This window comes from Pseudacidobacterium ailaaui (assembly GCF_000688455.1).
In the GTDB taxonomy this organism is placed as follows: domain Bacteria; phylum Acidobacteriota; class Terriglobia; order Terriglobales; family Acidobacteriaceae; genus Pseudacidobacterium; species Pseudacidobacterium ailaaui.
Genome location: NZ_JIAL01000001.1, coordinates 1,183,332 through 1,207,798, shown reverse-complemented (window position 1 = coordinate 1,207,798; position 24,467 = coordinate 1,183,332). Strand labels below are relative to the sequence as shown.

Annotated in this window: 20 protein-coding genes and 2 tRNA genes; 11 read left to right on the top strand and 11 right to left on the bottom strand. The window is 56.9% G+C overall.

Annotation, left to right across the window (positions count from 1 at the left end; genetic code table 11):
• Positions 1-6: 6 nt before the first annotated feature.
• The gene (locus N655_RS0105355; protein ID WP_081823586.1) at positions 7-1,746 is read right to left on the bottom strand and encodes a sodium:solute symporter family protein; all 1,740 of its coding nucleotides are present in this window, start codon (positions 1,744-1,746) and stop codon (positions 7-9) included.
• 24 nt (positions 1,747-1,770) lie between these two features.
• A complete protein-coding gene (locus N655_RS0105350) occupies positions 1,771-2,469 on the bottom strand; it encodes an L-ribulose-5-phosphate 4-epimerase (RefSeq protein ID WP_432757643.1) in 699 nt (232 codons plus the stop codon).
• A gap of 181 nt (positions 2,470-2,650) precedes the next feature.
• On the opposite strand from N655_RS0105350, the gene N655_RS0105345 reads away from it, so the two are divergent.
• Positions 2,651-3,742 (top strand): LacI family DNA-binding transcriptional regulator, encoded by a 1,092-nt coding sequence (locus tag N655_RS0105345; protein WP_044934034.1) that lies wholly within the window; start codon positions 2,651-2,653, stop codon positions 3,740-3,742.
• A gap of 97 nt (positions 3,743-3,839) precedes the next feature.
• Positions 3,840-4,619, top strand: coding sequence for a ferredoxin--NADP reductase (locus N655_RS0105340; RefSeq protein WP_026442155.1), 780 nt, complete (start codon positions 3,840-3,842; stop codon positions 4,617-4,619).
• A gap of 22 nt (positions 4,620-4,641) precedes the next feature.
• Here N655_RS0105340 and N655_RS0105335 read toward each other — a convergent pair whose 3' ends face one another.
• The 3 genes from N655_RS0105335 to N655_RS0105325 all read right to left on the bottom strand — a co-directional run bounded on the left by N655_RS0105335 (position 4,642) and on the right by N655_RS0105325 (position 7,741).
• Positions 4,642-5,202, bottom strand: a complete 561-nt coding sequence (locus N655_RS0105335) for a glutathione peroxidase (RefSeq protein ID WP_026442154.1) — start codon at positions 5,200-5,202, stop codon at positions 4,642-4,644.
• A 59-nt stretch (positions 5,203-5,261) separates the two neighbouring features.
• Positions 5,262-6,803, bottom strand: coding sequence for a S10 family peptidase (locus N655_RS0105330; RefSeq protein WP_081823585.1), 1,542 nt, complete (start codon positions 6,801-6,803; stop codon positions 5,262-5,264).
• Between the two features lie 62 nt (positions 6,804-6,865).
• Positions 6,866-7,741: a creatininase family protein gene (locus N655_RS0105325; RefSeq protein WP_238324508.1), complete on the bottom strand. Its 876-nt coding sequence runs from the start codon at positions 7,739-7,741 to the stop codon at positions 6,866-6,868.
• 126 nt (positions 7,742-7,867) lie between these two features.
• Between N655_RS0105325 and N655_RS0105320 the strand changes: the two genes are divergently transcribed.
• Entirely contained in the window at positions 7,868-8,485 is a 618-nt protein-coding gene (locus tag N655_RS0105320; protein ID WP_026442151.1) for a nitroreductase family protein, read from the top strand.
• A 204-nt stretch (positions 8,486-8,689) separates the two neighbouring features.
• Here the strand turns inward: N655_RS0105320 and N655_RS0105315 are convergent, their stop codons facing one another.
• On the bottom strand, positions 8,690-9,079 hold the full coding sequence (locus N655_RS0105315; protein ID WP_155987518.1) for a hypothetical protein: 390 nt from the start codon (positions 9,077-9,079) through the stop codon (positions 8,690-8,692).
• 250 nt (positions 9,080-9,329) lie between these two features.
• Between N655_RS0105315 and N655_RS0105310 the strand changes: the two genes are divergently transcribed.
• The 4 genes from N655_RS0105310 (at position 9,330) to N655_RS0105295 (ending at position 14,159) form a co-directional block, all read left to right on the top strand.
• The gene (locus tag N655_RS0105310; RefSeq protein ID WP_238324506.1) at positions 9,330-10,727 is read left to right on the top strand and encodes a DUF2252 domain-containing protein; all 1,398 of its coding nucleotides are present in this window, start codon (positions 9,330-9,332) and stop codon (positions 10,725-10,727) included.
• 89 nt (positions 10,728-10,816) lie between these two features.
• Positions 10,817-12,673: an amidase gene (locus tag N655_RS0105305; RefSeq protein WP_026442148.1), complete on the top strand. Its 1,857-nt coding sequence runs from the start codon at positions 10,817-10,819 to the stop codon at positions 12,671-12,673.
• Positions 12,674-12,704: 31 nt separating this feature from the next.
• Positions 12,705-13,577, top strand: a complete 873-nt coding sequence (locus N655_RS0105300) for an LpxI family protein (RefSeq protein ID WP_026442147.1) — start codon at positions 12,705-12,707, stop codon at positions 13,575-13,577.
• A 30-nt stretch (positions 13,578-13,607) separates the two neighbouring features.
• On the top strand, positions 13,608-14,159 hold the full coding sequence (locus N655_RS0105295) for a peroxiredoxin (protein ID WP_026442146.1): 552 nt from the start codon (positions 13,608-13,610) through the stop codon (positions 14,157-14,159).
• 63 nt (positions 14,160-14,222) lie between these two features.
• Here N655_RS0105295 and N655_RS0105290 read toward each other — a convergent pair whose 3' ends face one another.
• From N655_RS0105290 to N655_RS0105270, 5 genes are all read right to left on the bottom strand, one after another.
• Positions 14,223-16,493 (bottom strand): TonB-dependent receptor, encoded by a 2,271-nt coding sequence (locus tag N655_RS0105290; RefSeq protein WP_044935266.1) that lies wholly within the window; start codon positions 16,491-16,493, stop codon positions 14,223-14,225.
• Between the two features lie 182 nt (positions 16,494-16,675).
• Positions 16,676-17,038 (bottom strand): DUF2946 family protein, encoded by a 363-nt coding sequence (locus N655_RS0105285; RefSeq protein ID WP_026442144.1) that lies wholly within the window; start codon positions 17,036-17,038, stop codon positions 16,676-16,678.
• Positions 17,039-17,184: 146 nt separating this feature from the next.
• A complete protein-coding gene (gene katG, locus N655_RS0105280) occupies positions 17,185-19,368 on the bottom strand; it encodes a catalase/peroxidase HPI (RefSeq protein ID WP_026442143.1) in 2,184 nt (727 codons plus the stop codon).
• 325 nt (positions 19,369-19,693) lie between these two features.
• Positions 19,694-19,768, bottom strand: a tRNA-Cys gene (locus tag N655_RS0105275).
• A 70-nt stretch (positions 19,769-19,838) separates the two neighbouring features.
• Positions 19,839-19,913, bottom strand: a tRNA-Gly gene (locus tag N655_RS0105270).
• A 280-nt stretch (positions 19,914-20,193) separates the two neighbouring features.
• Here N655_RS0105270 and yajC point away from each other — a divergent pair.
• The 4 genes from yajC to N655_RS0105250 all read left to right on the top strand — a co-directional run bounded on the left by yajC (position 20,194) and on the right by N655_RS0105250 (position 24,353).
• Entirely contained in the window at positions 20,194-20,502 is a 309-nt protein-coding gene (yajC, locus tag N655_RS20860; protein WP_044935263.1) for a preprotein translocase subunit YajC, read from the top strand.
• 6 nt (positions 20,503-20,508) lie between these two features.
• Positions 20,509-22,131 (top strand): protein translocase subunit SecD, encoded by a 1,623-nt coding sequence (gene secD, locus N655_RS0105260; protein WP_026442141.1) that lies wholly within the window; start codon positions 20,509-20,511, stop codon positions 22,129-22,131.
• A 73-nt stretch (positions 22,132-22,204) separates the two neighbouring features.
• A complete protein-coding gene (gene secF, locus N655_RS0105255) occupies positions 22,205-23,407 on the top strand; it encodes a protein translocase subunit SecF (RefSeq protein WP_026442140.1) in 1,203 nt (400 codons plus the stop codon).
• Positions 23,408-23,630: 223 nt separating this feature from the next.
• Entirely contained in the window at positions 23,631-24,353 is a 723-nt protein-coding gene (locus N655_RS0105250; protein WP_026442139.1) for an energy transducer TonB, read from the top strand.
• Positions 24,354-24,467 lie beyond the last annotated feature (114 nt).

The following is a 24,467-nucleotide window of genomic DNA, read 5'->3' as shown; positions in this document are numbered from 1 at the left end:
CCTTCCTTACCAGAAAAGAATATTAAGAACGACAAAGATGGTTGCGATGACCCCGGCCCACACAATGGGCTTCTGATACCAGTGATCATCGTGCTCCTCAGGAATTTTCGAGGCGCCATAGACCAGTCCTTCGAGTTCTGCTTCCGGTCTGGGCTGCGTCATGTAACTGACAATCACTGTTACCAGAACGCACACCAGCCATGACCAGAGGGCGCGATACATATCTTCTGCCATCGCCTTTGCGTCAGCAGAGAGCGCCACATAGCGTAATGCTGAAGGATCATGATGCACCCATGCCCATAGCCCAATGGCGGTAAGGGTCCCGGCCAGCAGGCCCCAGAATCCTCCGGCCTTGGTTGCGCGCTTCCATAGCATTCCAAGGATCACCGTGCCGAACAGCGGCGCGATAAAAAAGCTGAAGAGCGCCTGCACATAGTCCATGATGCTGGCCGCGTGCTGCACCAGGTATGCGGTACCGACGGAAATCAGCACACCGATGAAGGTGCACCAGCGGCCCATCTTGACGTAGTGCTGGTCTGAGGCCCGCTTGTTGATGAATGCTCCATAGATGTCATACGTCCAGACGGTTGAAAAGGCGCTCACATTGCCGGCCATTCCAGACATGAAGCCGGCAATCAGGGCCGTGACACCCAGCCCCAGCAGTCCAGGGCTGCAATAACGCACCAGCATCAGCGGAAGCACTTCGTTGTAGCTGTGCTGTCCGGTGGCGACTGCCTGTGTTTCTCCTACCAGATGATACGGAAGGACAGAAAGCGCAAGCAGGCCGGGCAAAATCACGATGAAGGGCACGCACATCTTAAAGCCTGCCCCGATAATGGGCGCCATGCGCGCCGCGCGTAGGTTGTGGGCCGACAAGACACGCTGGACGACGAGAAAATCCGTCGTCCAGTAGCCAAAGCTGATGACCAGGCCGAGACCAAAGACAATGCCCGTCCAGTGAATGCCCATCGGATTGTCATGGAAATGGCCCAGCGTGCTCCACATGTGGACATAATCGCTGCGGCCTAGGTTGGTCAGGATCTGCTGGCGGAGGTTGCTCCACCCACCCACCTCAACCAGGCCGAGGATCGGCACCAGCAGGGCGCCCAGCCAGATGAGCAGAAACTGCAGCACTTCATTAAAGATGGCCGAACGCAGACCACCAAGTGCGACATAAAGGGCCACGGTAATCGAAGAGACCCAGATGCTGAAGTTCAGGTCCCATCCCAGTACCACCTTCATCACAATGGCCATCGAGTACATGTTGATGCCGCTCATCAGCACCGTCATAAAAGCAAAGCTGACGGCGGAAAGCGCCCGCGCCCCATCGCCGTAGCGCAGATGTAAATAACCGGGGACCGAGTGCGTCTTTGAAATGTAATAAAAGGGCATCATCACAATGCCCAGAAACAGCATGGCCGGAATCGCGCCAATCCAGTACCAGTGCGTGGCCAGGATGCCGTATTGGTAGGCCGATCCCGCCCAGCCCATCAGCTCAAGCGATCCCAGATTGGCCGAGACAAAGCTGAGGCCTGCAATCCATGCCGTCATCTCCCGTCCTGCCATGAAGAACTCTTCGCTGGTATTGGAAGAGCCCTTTAAGTAGAAGCCAATGAAGATGACCATCCCGAAATAAATGGCGATGACAAGGATGTCCACGCCATTCAGGTGTGCGAGCGACTTTCCCGGGTTCTCAAAGAAGGCGAGCGCGCCGGGCAGAAAAAATTTACTGGAGAGAAATGGCATGTCTGGCTGTGCCTCGTCGGTTCGTTAGCTTTTTTGTCCATAGGTGGCCGTGGGGCCATGTTTGCGGAAATAGTGCCGGTCCAGCAGTGCCTGGGAAACCCCTTTGCACTGCGGGTTCAAAGTTGTTGTGTAATATGCCATTCTGGCCACGGCTTCCAGTACTACGGCATTGTGGGCCGCATCTTCCGGCGTCCTGCCCCAGCAGAACGGCGCATGACCGGCGACCAATACTCCGGGGACCGCAAGAGGGTCCAGGCCGCGAAAGCGGCGGACAATGGCCACCCCGGTGTTGTGTACATAATCGCCGCCAATCTCTTCTGCGCTCAGTTCCTCTGTGACCGGCACCGGACCATAGAAATAATCCGCGTGCGTGGTGCCGTAAGCAGGAATACTGCGTCCCGCCTGTGCCCAGGCTGTCGCATATTCCGAGTGTGTGTGCACCACTGCGCCAATGGCCGGGAACTCGCGATAGAGCAGCAGGTGGGTGGCCAGGTCTGAGGAGGGCCTCAGATTCCCCTCCACGACTTTGCCGTCCATGTCCGTAATGACCATGTGCTCCGGCTTCATCTCTTCGTAGGGTACGCCGCTGGGCTTAATGGCCACCAGCCCGCTTTCGCGGTCAATTCCGCTGGCGTTGCCAAAGGTATAAAGAACCAGTCCGCGACGGACCAGTTCAAGGTTGGCCTCCAGGACCTGTCTGCGAAGACCGTCCAGCATCTTCATTACCTCTCCTTCCGGGGCTGCCGGGCAAAGTTTAGGCACTGCCATCTTACTAAAGCGATTTATGAATCGTCTTCTTTTTATTTTTTCCAGCTAAAACCATTTTCTGAGCAAACGTTTACTAGCGTTTTGACCTTACGCAATTTACACTTGCCACGTCAAGGAAAAAAGCCCTTGTCCCATCATGAAGAAACGCTTACGCCAGAAGTCCTCAGATAAGAAACGGCTCGACATTCGCGACGTGGCCAAACATGCGCGGGTCTCTATTGCGACTGTATCACGCACCATCAACAAAGTCCCTACCGTGGACAAGGAACTGGCCCGCCGTGTCTGGAAGGCCATCGAGGAGCTGAATTATTTTCCCAACACGCAGGCGCGCGCCCTGGTTTCCGGACGCAGCCGCCTTTTCGGCTTGCTGATCTCGGAAATCACCAACCCATTCTTCCCTGAGTTGATTCAGGGCTTTGAGGATGTCGCAATCGAGCACAACTATGAAATCCTCATTGGTTCGACCAACTACGACCCCCAGCGTATGGAAATCTGCATCCGGCGTATGATCGAGCGCAATGTGGAAGGGGTTGCCGTGATGACCTTCGGTATTGAAGAGCCGCTGCTCGACGAGCTGGTCTCGCGCAACATCCCCATGGTGTTTGTGGACAACGCCCCGGCCAGTGAAAACGTCAGTACCCTGGTGGTGGACTATCATCACGGCATCCGTGAAGGCGTACAGCATCTTGCTGCCCTCGGGCACCGCAAGCTGGGCTTCATCAGCGGCCCTATGCAGCAGCGTTCCTGCCAGTTGCGGCGCGCAGCATTTCTCAGCGCGGCAGAGGAAATCGGCGTCCATCCTCCTGCGGCCTGGATGCTTGAAGGGGACCATACGCTTGAGGGTGGGATGAAGGCCATGGAACGTCTTCTGCATCAGAAAGACCTGCCCACGGCCGTGATGTGTTCCAATGATATGACCGCCATTGGTGCCCTGCGAGTCATTGCCCGGGCCGGGCTGCGTGTTCCAGACGATATTTCCATCATTGGCTTTGACGACATCCACCTTGCCGAGTTCGTCTATCCGCCGCTGACGACCGTGCGTATGTCGCGCAACGATCTGGCCCGCGCCGCCTTCTCAGCCTTGCGCTCGCACGTTGAACCGTCCCACGTGCACGGGAAAAAGGCCTGGCCTGTGCCGACCCGGCTGACTGTGCGGCAGTCCACTGGTTATCCGCGCCACAGCTTCCGCAAAGGAAGGGGGGCCCGGAATAATCCGCTTGCCAGATGAGTCCACGGCATGAGAATTAAGGGAAGGCCCGCTCCTTTAGAATGAACTTTTATCGGAATGCAGGGTGCACAAAATCCCTGGGAAGTGAGAACGGACTTTGGCAAGACAACTCTATACAGCGCGCCTCAATCAAAAGCTGCTGCTCTCTGATCCGGCGCAGTGCTATCACCTGGAATTTCAGGTGGAGGAGCTGGAACGGTTTGATTTTACGCCCGGCCAGTTTGTTTCCTGCGTGGCGGAAGATAAAAATGGCAAAATGCAGACCCGCGCCTACTCGATCGCCTCTGCTCCCCGTGCCAATGCATTTGATCTTTGTGTAAACCGCGTGGAAGGTGGCTTCTTCTCGAACCTGCTTTGCGATCTTGAGCCCGGCCAGACCGTCCAGTTCCATGGTCCGCATGGGCTCTTTACGCTGCGCCAGCCGCTCACAGACTCTATCCTGATTGCTACCGGAACAGGGATTGCTCCGATGCGGGGATTTGTCCAGTGGCTTTTCCCCGAGGATGGTGAAGACCGCAGCCAGGGACGTCCCGTCTGGCTCGTCTACGGCACCCGTTATCCCACCGAGCTCTATTATCAGAAGTATTTCGAGAAGATCGCCGCTGAGCGCAGCAACTTCCATTATTTCTGCACCCTCAGCCGCCCCAAAGACGACTGGCAAGGCCTGCGCGGATATGTGCAGGAGCATGTTGCCCGGATTGTGATGGACCGGGCCGGCACGGTCCATTCCGGCCCAGTCGTCAGTACGGCGGAGCCGGCAGGCTTTGACATTCACGCCTATATTTGTGGTTTGAACGAAATGGTCTCAGCCAACCGGGACAAGCTTACGGGTCTGGGCTGGCACAAAAAGCAGATTATTTTCGAGCGCTACGATTGAAGCGTGGCGCTCAACCCCCGGCCTACTTGCCAAGTTCTTTCTCGATGGCTGCCAGAAGCACAGGATTGTCTGGCGCCGTGTCCGGTGAAAACCTGGCAACCACCTCGCCTTCCCGCGACAAAAGAAATTTTTCAAAGTTCCATAAAATTTCCGGCTCCGGGTTGGGTTGGATGCCATACTTCATCAGGTTTTCTGCGAAAGGGACGACGGCTGTGCTCCGCGCCTTGGGCTGGGCCTGAATCAAGGCCGTGTAGAGCGGATGCCTGTGTTCTCCCACGACCGGGATCTTCTCATAAAGAGGGAAATCCACCTGGTAGTGGAGCGAGCAGAACTGCCGGATCTCTTCGTTTGTGCCCGGTTCCTGTCCGGCAAAATCGTTCGAGGGGAATGCAGCAATAACAAATCCACGCTCCCGATAGCGCCGGTAAAGCTCCTGAAGCCCAGCATACTGGGGAGTGAGGCCGCATTTCGATGCTACATTGACAATCAGGACCACTTTGCCCTGAAACTCTGCCAATGTAGTCTCTTTCCCGTCATTGCGCCGGACCGGGATGTTCGCGATGTTTTGGACAGAAAGGCTCATGGAGCAACATCATACATGCGTCCCGCCCAAGCCGCACGCATTGCGCGGGACCCTGTTTCTCAGTGCTTGTTCACCATCTCCATCACGTCCTTCCGCAGCTCCAGCCGGCTGGATTCACGGGTATAGAACATGTGCCCTCCCGGGTATTCTTTTACCTGCACCCTTGTCGGGTCGCTGCCCATCTGCGGCATCTCATTCACGGTCAGAATGGAGCCCATAAACGGGCAGGACAAGTCGTTCCATCCATGCGCGATGATGACCCGCATCTTCGGGTCCGCGGCCACGGCCTGGCGCAGATCATCTACGGACCCTCTGCGCAGCGCCTCGTCACGGTCCCACAGGCGGTTTACCTCATAGGACAGGGCGTTGTAGCGCGCATCCACCTTCCAGCCTACCGTCTGGGTCACAAAGTTGACCATGGCCGTTGTCGTCGGAGCAATCAGTGTTTCCAGCAGAGGATCATTGGACCGCTGCTCAGGTGCGAAGGGAAAAGGGTCAAAGGCCGTAACGTTGGAGTCATAAATGGAGCCAATCTTGCCCTGTTCGCGAAAGACCTCGCGCAAGTAGGCCTGCGTTTCCAGCCGCCCGCCTGATCGTTTTACAAACTCCGGATCAAGTCCGGTCATTTCCGTCACCTTTTTCACCATGCGCGCGGTTGCTTCCGGGTCCGAGCGGCCCTTCAGAATGTCGGTCGCATATTCGCCCAGCGTGTATGAAATGACCTCCTGCATGGCCTCAGGCGTCAACTTATGTTCCCGCTCCAGGTGGGCAGCGGTAATCGAGGGCAGCGTCATCAGCCAGGGCAAAGGGGAGACGTCCCCGTTGTCTTCGATGGTGGGATTCAAATAAGGTGACACCAGCACCACCCCATTCATGGCCACGCCTAGCTGCGATTGCAGGTAGTGCGTGATCCTTGGGCCCCGGAATCCGCCGTAGCTCTCACCCACCAGATACTTTTTCGACTCCATGCGCCCGTTTTTCAGCAGCCACTCGTAGACCACGCGCGAAAGATACTCAATGTCCGGAACTGTGCTGTAAAAGAGCTTCTTTGTTTCAGCTTCCGGTACCAGCGAGCGGCTGAACCCGGTACCAATTGGATCAATGAAGACAAGGTCTGTGAAGTCCAGCCATGTTCCGGGATTGTCCGTCAGCGTGGGCGGATCTGACGGGCTGTCTCCCTCGTTTCCAGCCGAGAGATGTTTCGGACCAATCGCCCCGAAGTTCAGGTAAACCGAAGAAGCTCCCGGACCCCCATTGAACGCAAAGGTCACCGGGCGGTTGGCTCCTGGAACGGTATAGGCGGTGTAAACGACCTGCCCGGCTTCCTTCCCCTCCTTGTCATATACCGGAATCGTGCCTACTGTGACCGTATAACGCAGCGTCTTGCCATTGAGCTGCATCGTCTGTTCGACGTGGGCATCGGGAGGAAGCGGGGGAAGAGAAGGCTTCTCTGCTGACTTTTCGGCCGAAGCCTTGTCTGGCGCAGGTTTTTCCTTGTCTGTCTGCGCGGAGAGAGGAATGCAGAGAAAGGCACACAGGCAACAGGCCGCCGATGCCAGCGCAAAGCGGCCCAAAAACTGACGCGGGTGGTTCAGGCTCATGTGGATACCATACACGTTGCGGATTCAGAATTGCACACAATCCGCAGCCGGCAGCGCCAAAGCTACTGCTGGGTATCCAGCGGATGCTGGGCCTGCTCGTAATACTCCCTCTGCAATGCGGGCGCAGTCTGGTCCGCCTTCACCGCACGGAGAACAGCGGCAATGCCATTGGCCCAGGCCTTCATATCGGCCTGGCCCAGTTCCTCTGTTGCCGCGCTGCCGTCTCCGGCATAGTGGTTCGAAAAGCGGGCGTACCACCAGATTCCGGTGTACACACCCTCGGGCAGGTGCAAGCGGGCCTGGTCTGCACCGGATTCTTGTGCTGCGCGGTCCTGGTGCACCAGGTCGGGCCGGGAAATCATCGTGTGCGCTGTTTCGGACTCGCCAGCATGCATGTCGACTTTGGAGTGCTCGGCCGGACGGCCAGGGTAGTCCGGATGCCACCAGTAGACATAGACCACGTAGTCATGCGGGATTTGCAGCTGTGACTGAGCAAAATAGGGGAGCAGGCTCTCATTGCCTCCGTGTCCGTTCACGATGACGATCTTTTTGCAGCCATTGCGGGCCATTTCATCGGTCGTTTCCTGCAGCAGGTCAAGTTGTATTTTCATGCTGTAGGAAAGCGTCCCCGGCTGCTGTTTTGCTTCCGCAATCTGCCCGAAATAGTAGGGAGGAAAAATGATGGCATATTCCTGCTGGGCGGCCTGCTCGGTTGCATAACGCACGTTGATCAGGTCGGTGCCCAGCGGAAGGTGCGGCCCATGTTTTTCAATGATGCCGAAAGGAAGCAAACAAACGCCCTGCGATTGTTCGATGGCCCGGATAAAGTCGGGTCCGGTCAGCTCCTCCCATTTGGCTGGAAGCTTTTGCGTTTGCTGGGCCCAAAGGGGAAGCAGACACGCGGCGAGGATCGCAGTGAATATAATGATTTTCTTCAAAGCACAACTCCCGAACGACGCAATCATCATAGTTATAGATGGCCAGATTTTCACCAAGCCCCGCTACTTTGGGGCAAATGCAGGAATCAAAATGTTCGGAAATGTTTTGGACAAAGGAGAAAATGCATGCCTCACGCACAGGAAGAAGTGGAAAAGCTCAAGCAAGCTCCAGCAGCCGAGGGAGTTGCCAATGTCATCTATGCACGCTGGAGCCCACGCGCATTTGCTGACAAGAGTGTCTCCACAGAAGATTTAAGAAAGATCTTTGATGCGGCGCGATGGGCCGCATCTTCCTACAACGAGCAGCCCTGGCGGTTTTTTGTGGGCCGCCGCGGAGACGCAACGTACCAGAAAATTTTTGACTCCCTGGTCGAATTCAATCAGCAGTGGGCCAAAAGCGCGCCCGTGCTGGTTCTCTCAGTAGCCAGCAAGAAGTTCGCGCATAATGGGACTCCAAATTATCACGCACTGCACGACACCGGAGCGGCCACTGCTTTGCTCTCTCTGGCTGCCACCTCTCTTGGCCTGCATACTCACTCGATGGCCGGATTCGACCACGACAAGGCACGCAAAGCATTCCATATTCCGGAAGATTACGACATGGGTGCCGTGACAGCGCTGGGCTATCTGGGCGATCCGGAGAGTTTGCCGGAACAGCTGAAGAAGAACGAGCTTTCCCCCCGCCAGAGAAAAGATCTCAGCCAGTTTGTTTTTGCAGAGTGGGAAAAGCCTGCAGCACTGTAATGACAGCAGGCGCGGTGCAAGGGCCGCGCCTGACATGATGGCCTAACTTTGGTTTGGGGCTTCTGCGCTGCAAGCTGCGGTACAACCGGTGACACAGGTCGCATATAAGGGCGGAAATTCAATAAACTCAGCGCATCCCAGCAAACACACGGCGAAACACGTGGCAACGTCGTACATTTCTGCCTCCTCAGCCTGGCTCTTTTCTCAATGGGTCCACCGTCCAGCAGCTTTGTCCTTAACAAACTGATCAATCGTGTCCTGTAAAGACATTCCTTCGTAAGGATTTCTAATCCAGACTTTTACTTCACTCGGGCCAGACCTTTGAATTTCTCCCTGATCGGAGATGATGACGGTAGACATCATGTCTCGCCGATAATCGCCTTCTACCGGACCTTTGGTTCCGGAAATTATGGCTGAAACTCCATGCGAGAAAGCAGTAGCGGGGAGATGATGGAAGACCGTGTATGTGTCACCCGCATCGATCCATCGCGCATAGATGTGGATCGGTTCGGTGTAACCTTCTTCATCAGACGCCTGCAGAACAGCATCCAGTTCCCGTCCGTCGGTCTTCGGTGTAAGGCCCCAACGTTCCACTTTGTATCGAACAGCCTTTTTGAGGCCGCTTGTCCGATTGTCATTCGTTTGTGCTGAAGCCTGCACATTACCGAAAATGGCTGCTAAGTCGGCGGTAAAAACTGCATCCTGCAGAAATTCGCGCCGGTATGGGCCGCCTTAGGTTGGGTATCTTCAGAGGGTCCATGATTGTTGTCCAGCATGTTTTCCATGCCTCCTTGCCAGACATTCTGTTACCTATTTTTCTTTGTCAAGCGTCAGATTCACAAATTTGCTAGACCCAGCAAGCCCTGCTGACAAATCAGGTTCAATTCACTATATTTCCCGCAATACATTTACCATCTTTGCTATGGTCTTCCACGATCCACAACAGCGGCGGGAGCGTGGCCGTCAGCATCGCAGGCAGGTACGGCGGCAGGACCATGCTCATTGGCGGCCCGAGGCCCGGCGTCACAATCCGCTGGCCTTGATGGAAGCCTCCATGCGCGGGCGGGTCCCCTCTCTGATTGCCTTGAAATATGAGCGGATGACCGCCTCGCCGTTTGGCTTCTTTCGCGGCGCCGTACCGGTCATGGCGGCTGACCTTTCTCTGCTGCCGCACACCAGCATTCTCAATCAGATCTGCGGCGATGCGCACGTCCGCAACCTGGGCGCCTATGCCGCGCCTGATGGCCGCCTCGTATTTGACATCAACGACTTTGACGAGACCATCCGCGGGCCCTTTGAGTGGGACCTGAAGCGCCTGGCCACCAGCCTTGTTCTTGCCGGACGCGAAGTGGGCGACAAGCGTGCCGTGTGCGAAGAGGCCGTGGACCGCTTTGTCTCTCAATACCGCAAATATATAGACATGTTTGCGCGTATGCCGGTTCTGGAAATGGTGCGCTTCCAGGTCCACCGCTTGCAGCGGATTACTCCAGTTTCTTCGGCGCTGTTGAAGGCAGAGCGCGCAACACCGATACACACCCTCGAACAACTCACAGTGCCCGCAAAGGGAAGGGCCGGAGAGGACGGCAAACGCATTTTTCGTCAGGATCCGCCCTTGCTGACGCGGCTGTCTTCAGCACAGGCCCGCGCGGTGCTCGCCTCCCTGCACGAGTACAGACAAACGCTGCTGCCGGAGCGCCGCCATTTTTTCGCCCAATATCGTCCTGTAGATGTTGGCTTTAAGGTTGTTGGCACCGGTTCTGTGGGACTGCGTGACTATCTCGTTTTTATGGAAGGCAACGGTTCGGGCGATCCGCTCTTTCTTCAGATAAAGGAAGAGCCGGTCTCAGCCTATGCCGAATATCTTGAATATCACGGTCCCCACCATCAGGGACAGCGCGTGGCCGAAGGACAGCGCGCCATGCAGTTCCAGTCCGACCCGTTTCTTGGCTGGACCACGATTGGCCACCGCCATTTCCTGGTGCGGCAACTGAATGATCATAAGGCCAGCATTGAAATTGAAGACCTCAAGGGGCAGGGCCTGCTTGAATATGCTGAAATGTGTGGCGAACTGCTGGCACGGGGCCACTCGCGCTCCGGGGACCCATGTCTGATTGCCGGATATCTGGGCAACGGTAAGCGTTTTGCTGAAGCCATTCTGAAATTTGCTGAAGCTTACGCCGACCAGACCGAGCAGGACTGGGAGGCCTTGCGCCGGTCCCGGCGTCTGGCAAAGAAAAAATAACCAGGTCCGGGCCGGTCCACCTCGTGTGACCTTCAAGCCGCTCTTTCGCTTATACTGCCGTTTTCACTCTTCCAAAGGCTGGTTTACGTATGCAACTCGATCGCCGTGCATTTCTGGCATTGTCAGGACAGCTTGGTCTGGGTTCCACCCTCTTTCCCGGCGCGCTCTACACTCTGGCAGCGCAGGCGCAGGACACAGCGGAAACAGAAAAACTGCCGCCCATCACGCCGGCAATGATCGACCAGGCCGCGGCACTTGCTGGAATCAGCCTGACTCCGGAACAGAAACAGATGATGCTCCAGGGGCTGAAGGATCAGCGCAGCTCATATGAAGCCATCCGGAAGCTGCACCTTCCCAACAGTGTGCCTCCGGCTTACATCTTCGATCCGCTGCCGCCGGGCGCAAAAATCAACACAGAAAAACAGCCGCCGCGCTACAGTCGTCCTCCGGCCATCATCACGGTCCCGTCCAATCTGGAAGACCTTGCCTTCGCCTCTGTTGTTGAGTTGGGTGATCTTGTGCGCCGCCGAAAGGTCTCCTCGCTTGATCTTACCGAGATGTATATTGCGCGGCTGCGGCGCTACAATCCGCTGCTGCATTTTGTGGTGACGATCACAGAAGACCGCGCTCTTGCCCAGGCCCGCGAAGCCGATGCAGACATCGCGGCGGGAAAATATCGCGGTCCTTTGCATGGGCTTCCCTGGGGCGCGAAAGACCTGCTTGCCGTCAAAGGCTATCCCACAACCTGGGGGGCAGGCGGATTTGAGAAACAGGCATTTGATGAAGATGCTACGGTCGTCAGGCGCCTGGACGCGGCCGGCGCAGTGTTGATTGCCAAGACCACTCTCGGCGCCCTTGCCATGGGAGACAAGTGGTTCGGTGGCCGCACGCGCAATCCGTGGAACCCGAAACAGGGGTCCAGTGGGTCTTCTGCGGGCTCAGCTTCAGCAACCGCTGCCGGATGCGTTGCCTTTTCCATTGGTTCAGAAACGCTGGGCTCGATTTCCTCGCCATCCACACGGTGTGGAACGACTGGCCTTCGGCCAACCTTCGGGTTTGTTCCGCGCACCGGGGCCATGGCCCTGAGCTGGACCATGGACAAGCTCGGCCCCATCTGCCGGGCCGTCGAAGATTGCGCCATGGTCATGGAAGCCATTTACGGCCCCGATGGTCAGGACCTGGCCGCACGCGAGGCCGCTTTTAACTGGGATGCCGGCTTTGACTGGAGGTCTCTACGCGTTGGATATCTGAAAAAGGAATTTGAACCGGAGAAGGCCACAGAAGGACCGGAGCCGTCCTCCGGGCCTTTCACAGAGGAAGAAAAGAAGAAGCGAAGAGAGCGCGATGCGGCCCGCGCGCGCCGCGCTTATGACCGCAAATATGATCTGGCGGCCCTCGAAAAGCTCCATGCCATGGGCGTAAGTCTTGTTCCACTCGACCTGCCCGATCTGCCTTTCGGCGCGATGACGCCACTGCTGGAAGCCGAGGCCGCGGCCGCCTTTGACGACCTTACCATGAGCGGGCGGGACAAACTGCTGACCGAGCAGGGCCCTGAGGACTGGCCCAATATCTTTCGCGTCGCCCGCTTTTATCCCGCCGTCGAGTATATTCAGGCCAATCGGGCACGGACCCTGGCCATTCGTGAAATGGCCAAGCTCTTTGCTCAGGTGGATATCATCGTCGCCTCTACCAACAGTGAGCAGTTGGTCGTGACCAATCTTACTGGTCACCCCGCCGTGATTGTGCCCAACGGGATCCGCGGCAACGACGCCCTAGCGCCGCCCAGCCAGGATACGGGCGAGGACGATTCCATCGGTGGGCCGGGTACCCCGGTCAGTATCACCTTCCTTGGCCCTCACTATCAGGACGCGAAACTCTGCGCCTTTGCCAAGGCATACCAGGATGCTACCGGTTTCCACAAACTGCATCCAAAATTGCCGGCTTGATTTTGGAATTGGGAGAAATCAATTGGAAGTGTTGGAAAAAGGGAAAAACAAGCTGGGACTCATCGCCGGCAATGGCCGCTTCCCGTTTCTGCTCCTGGAGGCGGCCCGCGCGCACGGTCTGGAAGTTGTGGTTGCTGCAATCAAAGAAGAAACAGAACCGGAGATGGAGGTCCGCGCCGCGGCAGACCCCGGAGTGCGCATCTACTGGTTCTCTCTGGGAGAATTATCCCGGCTCATCGAGACTTTCCATCAGGAGGGGGTGACCCGCGCGGTCATGGCCGGACAAGTAAAGCACAAGCAGATCTTTTCCAGCATCCGTCCCGACTGGCGTCTGGCAAAGCTGTTGCTTTCTCTGCGCACGAAGAACACAGACATGCTTCTGGGTGCCGTCGCCAAGGTGCTCAGTGATGAGGGCATCGAGCTGATCTCTTCCACCTCCTACCTCGAACCGCTTCTCGCCACGCCTGGAGTCATGACGGAACGTGCCCCTTCAGAGAATGAACAGAAAGACATTGCTTATGGACGGGCAGTGGCGCAGGCCGTGTCAGGATTCGACATTGGCCAGACCGTAATTGTGGCCAGTCAAGCCTGTGTCGCGGTCGAAGCCATGGAAGGCACCGATGCTGCCATCGAGCGTGCGGGGGCCTTGATGAGGACCCTGGCTGCCGAAGGGCAGGCCTCGACCTTCGACCGCAGCCTCACCGTGGTCAAGGTCGCCAAACCCAAACAGGACATGCGCTTCGATGTTCCCGTCATTGGGATAAAAACCATCGAAACCATGGAGCGTGCCGGTGCAACCTGTCTCGCCATCGAAGCGGGACGCACACTCATTTTTGATAAAGACACAATGATCTTGCGCGCCAATGCCGCCCGGATTGCGATGATTGCTCTCGAACGCGGATAATAGGCTCACCCATACAGGAGGACTTTCGCCGTGTCCAGGATTTCTCTGCTTGTAGTTGCAGCCGTCATTGTCGTCGGAGTGCTTTTTGTGGCTGCTCGTAGTTTTGCGGACGACAATCAACCCATGCCCCAGGTCGGCCAGCAGGCGCCTGATTTCACTCTGCCCTCGCAGGAAGGCAGGCCCGTCAGCCTCGACAGCTTCCGTGGAAAATGGGTGGTCCTTTATTTCTACCCCAAAGACATGACCTCGGGCTGCACCATTGAAGCCCATAACTTCCAGCGCGACCAGGAAAAGTTTCTGAAGGCCAACGCCGTCATTCTGGGCGTCAGCGTGGATTCGGTGGACAGTCACAAACAGTTCTGCGCCAAGGACGGCCTCAACTTCACGCTGCTGAGCGACGCGGACAAAAAAGTCGTGGCCGAGTATGGATCGCTTGGCAACTATGCCGGTTTCAAAATCGCCAATCGCAATACATTTTTGATTGATCCTCAGGGAAAGATCGTCAAAGTCTGGACGAAAGTAGACCCCTCGCACCATAGTGAAGAGGTGCTTTCAGCGCTCAATCAGATGGAGGCTCACTAAATAGGTGTGAATGGATGCCGGGCAGGCATGGTCAGGACCATGGTCTGCCCGTCGCACCTTTCTTCAATATCGAAAGCGGTATCTCACCTCCCCATAAATCTCCCGCGGGTCGTTATAGTGGAACCCCCCGAACGTAAGGCTGTTGTCCAGCAGCACCCTGCGGTTGGCCACATTGAGCGAAGTAACGGACACCGTCAGCTTTTCAGCAAAGGTCTTTCCCACTGACAGATCAAACGTCGTGTGCTGCGGAAGATACGCTCCCGGATACTCCTTGTTCGGGCTGCCATTCACAAATCCCGAACCGTAGTAGACATTCGTCGAAGCAAAGATGCGCCATGGCAGCGAGGCGTCAAAGCCAACGTTGAGCGTGTTGCGCTGGTCGTGATCGAGCGGCGTGTATGTCCATTCGCCTTCACAGTCTTCTGAAGTTTCAGGATTGCAGACCAGCCCTCCCGTCAACGCGCCGCGCTGTTCGGCAATCTGGTTAGAGTACGCCAGGTGCGCCTGCCCATAGCGCCAGAGACGCGGTGAGAGCAGCGTCAGTTCCCACCCCCTGACCAAAGCGCCGTCAATCGTCACTGGATAGTACAGGCTCGATTCGCCCAGTGTGCTGTGGTCAAGAAAATTCCTGGCCCTGGTACGGAAGGTGTCCGCATCCAGCATCCATCCCCGGAATGGGATCTGCACGCCAAACTGGTGTTCCTCGTCTCGCTCGCCATGCAGCGGCAGAAAGGAGGTGTTGGTCGCGTTCGCGTACTGAAGCACTGGTCCTGAAGCCGTCAGCAGCGGTGGAGGCTGGTAGTAGTGCCCATAAAATCCACGAAAGACCCAGCCCAGCTTCGGCACCTTCACTGCGGCCCCGATGCGGGGACTCGTCGCCTTCTCCGTAAACCCACCGTGAAACCAGGACTGGCGCAGGCCGGCAATCAGCGTCAGCCAGGACGTGACCTTGTAGTTGTCCGAAAGATATTCTTCAATCAAGCCACCGGAAGCCGCGTCGTTGACGGAAAAATCCGGATAGCTCAGGTCGTTGAAGATGCTGCCAAACGTGTACCCATCATGCTGCCCGAAGGTGTAGATCCCGGCCTGCAGAGTATTACGCGCAATCTCCGCTTCCATCGAGCCCTGCAGACCGGCATAGTGGGAAGCCCGCCGGCTGGTCGTGGCCACCGGGAAATCATATGGTTTTGGTTCATAGTCTGCGCTATTGTAGTGATAAAAAGGCGAAATTTGTAACAGTGACTGATCATGAAAGGTATGCGCCCAGGTGAAGGCGACCAGTCCATCCGTTTCATGCTGACCATCACGCAACCCACTGGAGTTGTATTCCTGGTTTTCCCAGCTGTCCGGATCAGGATCATACGGTACCTGAAAGTAATCCGTGCGCAGTTGCGTCACCAGTCGGAACTGGTCTTGCGGAGTGCGGTTGTAAATCCATGAGCCAAAGCCGCCGTATCCATTCACCGCATCGTGGTAGACCTTGCTGATGGGCGGCTGCAGCCCCAGGTTGCTGCGGTTTCCGTTCAGGCTCAGGTAATAGGCAGACTTCTCGGAATGGCTACCGAAGTTCACCTGATCGTTCGTCTGGTAGAAATTTCCGGCGCTTAAAATGAGCTCGCCCTGATTGTTGCCCTCAAATCCGGTGCGCGGCACGACGTTGAACACACCATACGTGCGGTCGCCCACATCGGCGGAATAGCTGCCGCGTTGTACCTCAAGGTAGTCAATGTCCTTTGGATCTATCTGCGCTCCCACATTGCTGCCGATATTCGTGTTGGGGATCTGGACACCGTCAATCAGCCAGCTCACCTGGTGCCCGCCGCGGATGTGCAGCATGTCGTGGGTCTCATAGGCCCCGGGAACGTAATTTGTAATCATCTCAAAACCATTGGTCCGGTCCGCTCCAGGCGCGCGTGTGATCTCCCGCCGTGTCACCAGAGTGGTCGTCGTGGCCGTGTCCACATTGGGACCCTCTGCCACAGCTGTCACCACCGTGGTTTCCTGTGTCCCGGCCACGCCCAGTTCAAAGTGCAGAATAGGCGACGCATTCGAGACCACCGTGATGTTCTGCTCCTCCGGACGGAATCCCGGCTGCTCAACACGGACCACGTATTTCCCTACAGGTACGGCCGCAAAGCGGAACGCCCCGTCCTGGTCGGATTGCGTATGAAGAGAAAAGTCGGAAGTCACGGACCGCAACACGACCTGTGTCCCGGCAATGGGTCGGTGCTGCGGATCGTGCACAATGCCTTCCACCTGTCCAAAAACAGTGGCGCGCGCGTGCTGGCTGATACCCATGCACGCAAGGAAAAACAGCATGACAACTCTGCGCATCTCGGCAGAAGCCTCCTCTATTGGCAAAAGAAGTGAAATGGGAACGAGAGGGGCAGTGTGCTGTTCCGGAAGCCCGCATGGGTCTGTCATCCTGAGCAAGCCCGAATCACGCAAGGGAAAAAACTGCGTGGTACCAGCGCCCGCCAGGCGACAGGTCTCCGTAACAGAACACAAAAGTGGAATTACACGGGAGGGCCGCGCTTCTGCCGCGTCCGGTCAAAGGAGACGCGATACAGCGCCTCTGCCTGAGCATGGACCGCCGGATGACGGATGACTCCGGCAAAGATCGCCGCCTCTATGGATGGCGCAAGGGGAGTCCAGGGAAGGAGCCGAGCGACTGCCGGAGTATAGGGGCATTTCTCAGCAATCATGCTGATGGCATGACCTTGCTGCCGCATCATGGTTCCGGCCATGGCGCAGTGATGCTTCCCGCTCCTCCGGCAACATGCCGGAAGGCCCGCCTCACCGATGTCAGAGGCAAGCACCGGGGCCAGCAGGGGCAACCCGAATAGCAGCAGCATCGAAATGGCAAGCAGTCGCCGCACCCTTCAGTGTAGCCCAGGCCTGCTTGTCACTCCCAGAAGCGTGCAATCCGCTCCTGTACTTCCTGCTTTTGTATACATACAAAAAAGCTCCTCAACTCGCTGCTGCAGCTTCAGTTGAGGAGCTTATGTCATGCTTGCAGAAATCCTCAGGCCCGCGACAGATCGAAGCGGTCCAGTTCCATGACTTTGTTCCATACTCTCACAAAGTCATGGACGAATTTCTCCTGCGCGTCCGCGCTGCCATACACTTCGGCCAGGGCCCGCAGTTGCGAGTGCGCGCCAAAGATCAGGTCTACCCGAGTGGCCGTCCACTTCAGCTCGCCTGTCTTGCGGTCACGGCCCTCAAACAGGTCCTGAGAATCCGGGACTGGCTTCCACTCTGTGCCCATGTCGAGCAGGTTTACAAAAAAGTCGTTCGTCAGCGTTTCTGGCCTGTGGGTAAAGACACCGTGCTTTGACTGTTTGAAGTTGGCGTTCAGCGCCCGCATTCCACCCACAAGCACCGTCATCTCCGGTGCGGTCAGTTTCAGCAGTTGCGCCTTGTCCACCAGCAGTACTTCAGCAGGCACGCCGTTCTTGTATTTCAAATAATTGCGGAAGCCGTCTGCAAAGGGTTCCAGCACGGAAAAGGACTCCACGTCGGTTTGTTCCTGTGAGGCGTCCATACGTCCCGGTCGGAAAGGAACAGTTACCTGGAAGCCTGCATTCTTTGCAGCCTGTTCCACACCAGCGCATCCGGCCAGCACAATCAGATCGGCCAGCGAAATTCTCTTACCATTTTGCTGCGCACGGTTAAACTCCTGCTGAAGGCCTTCCAATGTCTGGAGCACCTTCTGTAACTGCTCTGGTTGGTTCACCTCCCAGTCCTTTTGCGGAGCCAGCCGGATCCGGCCTCCATTGGCTCCCCCGCGTTTGTCTGATCCGCGGAAGGTCGAGGCTGCGGCCCAGGCCGTGGAGACCAGTTGAGAGACAGTAAGACCTGATGCAAGGATCTTCTTTTTAAGTTCCGCGACATCGTTCTCATCCACCAGTTCGTGGTCTACTTCCGGAATCGGGTCCTGCCAGATCAGCTCTTCCTCCGGCACCTCTGGCCCCAGATAACGTGCACGCGGTCCCATGTCGCGGTGGGTCAGCTTGAACCAGGCGCGCGCAAAGGCATCGGCAAACTCCTCCGGATGCTCATAAAAACGCCGCGAGATCTTTTCATACACCGGATCAAATCGCAGGGAGAGGTCCGTCGTCAGCATTCCCGGATGCTGACGTTTTTCCGGGTCGTGCGCATCCGGCACCGTGCCCTTCCCGGCGTCTCCCTTCGGCTTCCACTGGTGCGCACCCGCCGGACTCTGGGTCAGTTCCCAGTCGTATTCAAACAGGTGTTTAAAAAAATCATTGCTCCATTGTGTGGGAGTGGTTGTCCAGGTAATTTCAATTCCACTGGTAAAGGTGTGAGGGCCTTTGCCGGTCTCATAGCTGTTTTTCCATCCCAGCCCCTGTTCTGCGATGTCCGCTCCTTCCGGTTCGGCTCCCACGTGGGAGATCGGACAAGCACCGTGGGTCTTGCCAAAGGTGTGGCCCCCTGCAATCAAGGCCACCGTCTCCTCGTCATTCATCGCCATCCGCCGGAATGTCTCGCGGATATGGTGTGCCGCAGCGACTGGATCAGGATTGCGGTCCGGACCCTCCGGATTTACATAGATCAGCCCCATGTGGGTCGCCCCGAAGGGATTGGTCAGCTCGCGTTCTTCTGAGAAGCGTTTGTCATTGCCCAGCCAGGTGTTTTCATATCCCCAGTTCACGTCCATGTCCGGCTCCCAGGTGTCCTCGCGTCCGCCAGCAAAGCCAAAGGTCTTAAACCCCATCGACTCAAGCGCCACATTTCCAGCCAGAATCATAAGGTCGGCCCAGGAGATCTTCCTTCCATACTTCTGCTTGATGGGCCATAGCAGGCGCCGCGCCTTGTCCAGACTTACATTGTCCGGCCAGCTATTCAGCGGTGCAAAGCGCTGTTGTCCCCGTCCGCCTCCTCCGCGTCCGTCATAGATGCGGTAAGTCCCGGCGCTGTGCCACGCCATGCGGATAAATAGAGGACCGTAATGGCCAAAGTCCGCAGGCCACCACTCCTGCGAATCGGTCATCAGCGCCCGCAGGTCCTGCTTCAGCGCCTCATAGTCCAGGCTCTTGAACTCTTCCGCGTAGTTGAACTCTTCACCCATCGGGTTGGACAAAGAGGAATGCTGGTGCAGAATGCTCAGGTCCAGTTGGTTCGGCCACCAGTCGCGGTTGGACACCGCCCGGCCCGTATGAAAAGGGCATTTTGCTTCTGTAGACATATTTCCTGCTCCCTTGCTGCGTAGGTTCAAACTGGCTTTCGCGGAGAACCACCATGTCTCTCATGGAACCGGATACTGTCAGCATCCTGGCGCATCCCACGCAAAGAGAGACCCTCTTGTTTCTCCGGACAGTTGAATGTAGCACCGCGGAAGAAGATAGTTCCAATACATATTTCCCATGCAATGGATAGGTGCTGCCTATGGGATTCCTGCAATGGGCTTGTGAGGGCCGCAATCGGAAGGTCCTGGCCAGAGGAAAAAAATACCTGGAACCCGCAGCAGGGCTTGAGACGGAGGACCGGATGAGGAGGGCCGAAAGGAGATTTGGAGGCGCGGGTCGGAATCGAACCGACGCATAAAGGTTTTGCAGACCTCTCCCTTACCACTTGGGTACCGCGCCTTGGACAGGAAATCTTACTTCAGAAGGCGGCTTGAAAGCCAGTCCGCGCGGAGTTTTTTCTTCGGCTGACTGGAGCGGGAGACGGGATTTGAACCCGCGACCCTCGCCTTGGCAAGGCGATGCTCTACCACTGAGCTACTCCCGCAGGATTACCTTTTGAGTATAGCGGCAGCGCTGCATGTGGTCAAACCCGCCGCGGTGGCCTGAGACCATCGCTTCTTGACATGAGACCGTTTCTGCTGAAAAGCTATAAAACCAGGGTCTCCCTGCATTCCTCCTCTGTAGTGCCCGGAAGCAGGGAACCGTTTGTGTTCCTGGAGGAAGCGGCTTGCAGTCCAGTGCTGCCAAATTTCCTCTTCCCTGGATACAATCATGATTTCTCATTGTGCAAAGACGTTGTTCTTTGTCATGAAAAGGATTGCAGCTTGACACCGAATCTTTTGCTGGCCGCCGCTCTACCGCCGGGTCTGGTTACATTTCTGCCCTTTGTGGTGATTATTGCAGTGTTCTATCTGCTGCTGATTCGCCCCCAGCAGGCGCGCCAGAAGCAGTGGCAGCAGATGCTCCATAACCTGAAGCCAGGCGACCGGGTCACCACATCAGGCGGTATCCGCGGCACCATCCTGTCGATTAAGGACGACGCCATTCAGCTTCGCGTGCCGCCGGACAACATTAAGATGGAAGTCGTAAAGAGTGCCATTGCATCGGTCACCACAGACGAGCCTGCGAAGTAAAAACCCATGCGTAAAAATCTGACTCAAAAGACGATTCTGATCTTTGCGGTCCTGCTGGTCTTTCTTTTCGGAATTTTCGGCATCCCCAAAGGACTGAGCGGCACTGCCCTGAAGCAGGCCATTCTGGACCGCATTCACCTGGGCCTCGATCTGCGGGGCGGTACGCACCTGATTTTACAGGTCATGGTCGACGAGGCCGTCGCCTCCCAGACAGACAATGATGAGGCGCGCCTGCAGACCGACCTTCAGCAGAATGGCATCTCCGTAGGCTCCATTACCAAGCCCGATCCTGCCGCCCATCCGGAGACGATCCAGATCTCCGGAGTACCGGCCGACCGCACCGGTGACCTCCGGTCGGTCCTGAACCAGCGTTACGGCACCCAGTACGATATCGCTTCTGGTGAAAACAACACCTTCACCCTTACCATGAAGCCCACTGTCGTTGCTGACCTGAAAAAACGCGCCCTGGAGCAGGCCATCGAAGTCATCCGCACCCGCGTGGACTCACTCGGGGTCAGCGAGCCTGTCATTCAGGAATACAACCTGGGCGCCTACCAGATTCTGGTCGAGCTCCCCGGTGTGGATGATCCTGCGCGGGTCAAGGACGTAATCCAGTCCACCGCACGCCTGGAGCTCCATCTGGTTGAGGGTGGTCCGTGGCCCGATGAGCAGACGGCCCTGCAGGCCCTGGGCGGCTCTGTTCCTTATGACGCAGAGCTGATGCGTGCCATCCCCGGCGCGGCCGGCCCCAACAGCAATGAGTCTGTGTACGAAATCAAGCGTGTACCCGAGGTGGCCGGGACCGATATTCGCGATGCCCAGCCTGGCCGCAATCCCAATACAAATGAGCCAGAGGTGGTCTTTTATCTGACGGCTGCCGCCGGAAACCACTTTGCTGATTTCACGACGGAAAACAAGGGCAAACCGCTTTGTATCGTTCTTGATAATAAGATCCGTGAGGTGGCCACCATCCGTGACACCATCCGCGACCAGGGCACCATCTCCGGCGGCGGGATTACGGAGCAGTATGCCAAGGACCTCGCCATGCTGCTGCGCACCGGTGCTCTGCCTGCTTCGATTCATTATCTGCAGGAAAGCACTGTAGGACCTTCACTCGGGGCCGATTCCATCCGTCAGGGTGTACTTGCTTCCGTAGTCGGGATGCTCGCAGTCATGATTTTCATGCTGGTGTATTACCGTGGTGCGGGCATTAATGCTGATCTGGCCCTCTTCCTGAACCTAGTCATCCTGCTCGGTTTTATGGGCTTTACCCACTCGGTGCTCACTCTGCCTGGCATTGCTGGTGTCATCCTGACCATTGGTATGGGTGTGGACTCCAACGTCCTCATTTTTGAGCGTATCCGGGAAGAACTGCGTGCTGGCAAGTCGCCCTCGGCCGCCGTGGAGCAGGGCTTTGATCATGCCTGGACGACCATTGTGGACACCCACGTGACGACGATCGTTTCAGCAGCCATTCTGTTTATTTTTGGCACCGGCCCTGTCCGGGGATTTGCTGTGACGCTGACCTTTGGTCTGCTGGCAAACCTGTTTACCGCCGTATTTGTCTCGCGGGTGATTTTTGATGCGCACCTGAACAAAAAGCGTCCGGGTGAGCCGATATCGATTTAAGTAGCTAAAAGCGGTCTGCTTCGATGCCGGCCGTGGTTTTGCTGGCCGTTTCGTGGCAAACAGAGGAAATTCCGTGGAACTGTTTCATGATGTAAAGATTGATTGGCTCGGGAAGAAGTGGTACTTTCTGGGCTTCTCGCTGATTTTCAGCGTGGCGGGGGTGCTCTCACTGCTTTTCTGGCACCATCTTCCCCTGGATGTGGATTTTCGCGGTGGCACCGTCGTTCGCGTCAAGTTTGACCAGGCGCCCGACCTCGACCGGATCCGTTCGGCCACGGACAAGGCCGGAATCAAGGACGTCCGCATTCAGCGCTATGGGGCCGTGGCGAACAATGAAGTGATCATATCGCTTGCCCTGAGCCGCACGAGTGAGAATGCCCTCGATCAGGGTCGCGCAGCGATCCTGCAGGCGCTTGAGAGCAACTATGTCCGCGGCGGGCAGGCCAATGCGGGCAAGCTGGACCTTGATAATGCCGGGCAAAGCACGCTGGCCAGCTGGCTGGCACAGAAGGACCCTGAGCATCTGGGCCAGAGCGAGGCTTCCCAGCAGCATTATGCCCAGCAGGCGGCCGCGATCCTGAATGACAGAGACCGCCATAGCGGCCTGATTGCTTCCATAGACAGTCTTTCCGGCCAAGTGACTCCCGCAGTGCTCGATGCACTCAGGCAGGATGCGTACCTGTCCGGCTTTGCCATCCGCAATGTCGAAATTGTCGGGCCCCAGGTCGGCGCGCAACTGCGCAATCAGGCCATGTGGGCCATCCTGTATTCGCTGCTAGGGATGCTGGTGTATCTCTGGTTCCGCTTCGAATTGATTTATGGTGTCGCGGCCGTCGTTGCTGTCTTCCATGACACATTGATCACCGTGGGCGCTTTCAGTCTTACGAATCAAGAGATCTCTCTTACTGTGATTGCTGCCATCCTCACTCTGGTCGGGTACTCGATGAACGACACCATCGTGGTCTTTGACCGTATCCGGGAAAACCTCCGCATGTCCCGTCGCGAACCGCTGGCCGACCTGGTCAATCGCAGCATCAATCAAACGCTGAGCCGGACCGTCCTGACCTCCGGCTTGACCTTCCTCACCGTGCTCTCTCTCTATCTCTTTGGTGGAGAAGTGCTTCACGGATTTTCCTTTGCCCTGGTCGTCGGCATTCTCATCGGGACCTATTCCTCGATCGCCGTGGCGGCACCTATGCTGGTTGCATATCAGGAGTGGAGGCAGCAGCGAGGAAAAGCGGCCGTATTGCCAGCGGCGAAGAAGGCCCGGGTCTGAAGGGCCGAGGTGTGAATCCGGTTTGCAATGACAGTAAGAAAAAATCTTTTTTGCTGCGGTGAAACGTTTCCAGATGTGGCCGCGATGTGATATAGGTTGTCTCACTCAGCTTTTTCGGAAGTGTTCCACCCGCTCCAGAAAAATAAATTTGTTGTTGGGAACAAATAGATGCCTGTGCGGTGTCTATAGGTGGTAACGAGTTTCGCTTGGAAGAGGTAAGGCCATGTTTGAAGATGCCTTGATGGAATCAGGCGGCAGGATCAAGACCAAGAGCAAATACTTTACGATTATCGGGTTTGTGCTGAACGGGTCCATCCTTGCTGGAATGATTCTTTACCCGCTGATCTATCCTGAAGCGCTGCCAAAGGCCATGATGTCGACCCTGTTGGTTGCGCCTCCGCCTCCGCCTCCACCCCCGCCGCCTCCGCCGCCGCAGGCCCCTGTGGTCCACAAGGTGGTTTCCGAGCTGGTGAATAACCAGATGACATTCACCAAGATCCCCAAGGAAATCAAGATGGTGCACGAGGAGGCGCCCCCGCCGAGTGCCGGTGTGGCCGGAATGGAGGGCATGGGTGGGTCCTCTGGTGGAGTGTTGGGCGGTGTTTTGGGCGGCATCGGCAATGGGCCGGCCCCGGTCGTGAAGGCCGCTCCGCCGAAGAAGATTGCCGTCTCGTCCGGCGTTATGCAGGGGAACCTGATCGTAAGGACGCAACCACAGTATCCGGCTATCGCCAAAGCGGCCCGTATTCAGGGGACCGTGGTCTTACAGGCTACGATTTCCAAGCAAGGTACGATTGAAAATCTCCATGTCGTCAGCGGGCCACCCATGTTGCAGCAGGCGGCGCTCGATGCCGTGAGGACCTGGCGCTATAAACCCTATCTGCTCAATGGCGAGCCGGTAGAGGTGGAAACTCAGGTCAACGTGGTCTTCACGCTGGGCGGCTGAGGGTCCGTAGTTTTGTCCGGTCCCGGCCCCAGGGTGTAAAGTCTGGAGACGGGGCGAACCGAAGGTTTGTCCTGGCGCGGAAGATCGCGCAGGCAGCAGCAAAGAAGAAAACTC

Excerpts from the sequence above, each read along its gene's own strand:
- N655_RS0105250 (WP_026442139.1), top strand. The coding sequence starts at position 23,631 with ATGTTTGAAGATGCCTTGATGGAATCAGGCGGCAGGATCAAGACCAAG.
- N655_RS0105355 (WP_081823586.1), bottom strand. The coding sequence starts at position 1,746 with ATGCCATTTCTCTCCAGTAAATTTTTTCTGCCCGGCGCGCTCGCCTTC.
- N655_RS0105335 (WP_026442154.1), bottom strand. The coding sequence starts at position 5,202 with ATGAGCCTTTCTGTCCAAAACATCGCGAACATCCCGGTCCGGCGCAAT.
- N655_RS0105345 (WP_044934034.1), top strand. The coding sequence starts at position 2,651 with ATGAAGAAACGCTTACGCCAGAAGTCCTCAGATAAGAAACGGCTCGAC.
- N655_RS0105330 (WP_081823585.1), bottom strand. The coding sequence starts at position 6,803 with ATGAGCCTGAACCACCCGCGTCAGTTTTTGGGCCGCTTTGCGCTGGCA.
- secD (WP_026442141.1), top strand. The coding sequence starts at position 20,509 with ATGCGTAAAAATCTGACTCAAAAGACGATTCTGATCTTTGCGGTCCTG.
- N655_RS0105305 (WP_026442148.1), top strand. The coding sequence starts at position 10,817 with ATGCAACTCGATCGCCGTGCATTTCTGGCATTGTCAGGACAGCTTGGT.
- katG (WP_026442143.1), bottom strand. The coding sequence starts at position 19,368 with ATGTCTACAGAAGCAAAATGCCCTTTTCATACGGGCCGGGCGGTGTCC.
- N655_RS0105350 (WP_432757643.1), bottom strand. The coding sequence starts at position 2,469 with ATGAAGATGCTGGACGGTCTTCGCAGACAGGTCCTGGAGGCCAACCTT.
- N655_RS0105320 (WP_026442151.1), top strand. The coding sequence starts at position 7,868 with ATGCCTCACGCACAGGAAGAAGTGGAAAAGCTCAAGCAAGCTCCAGCA.
- N655_RS0105290 (WP_044935266.1), bottom strand. The coding sequence starts at position 16,493 with ATGCGCAGAGTTGTCATGCTGTTTTTCCTTGCGTGCATGGGTATCAGC.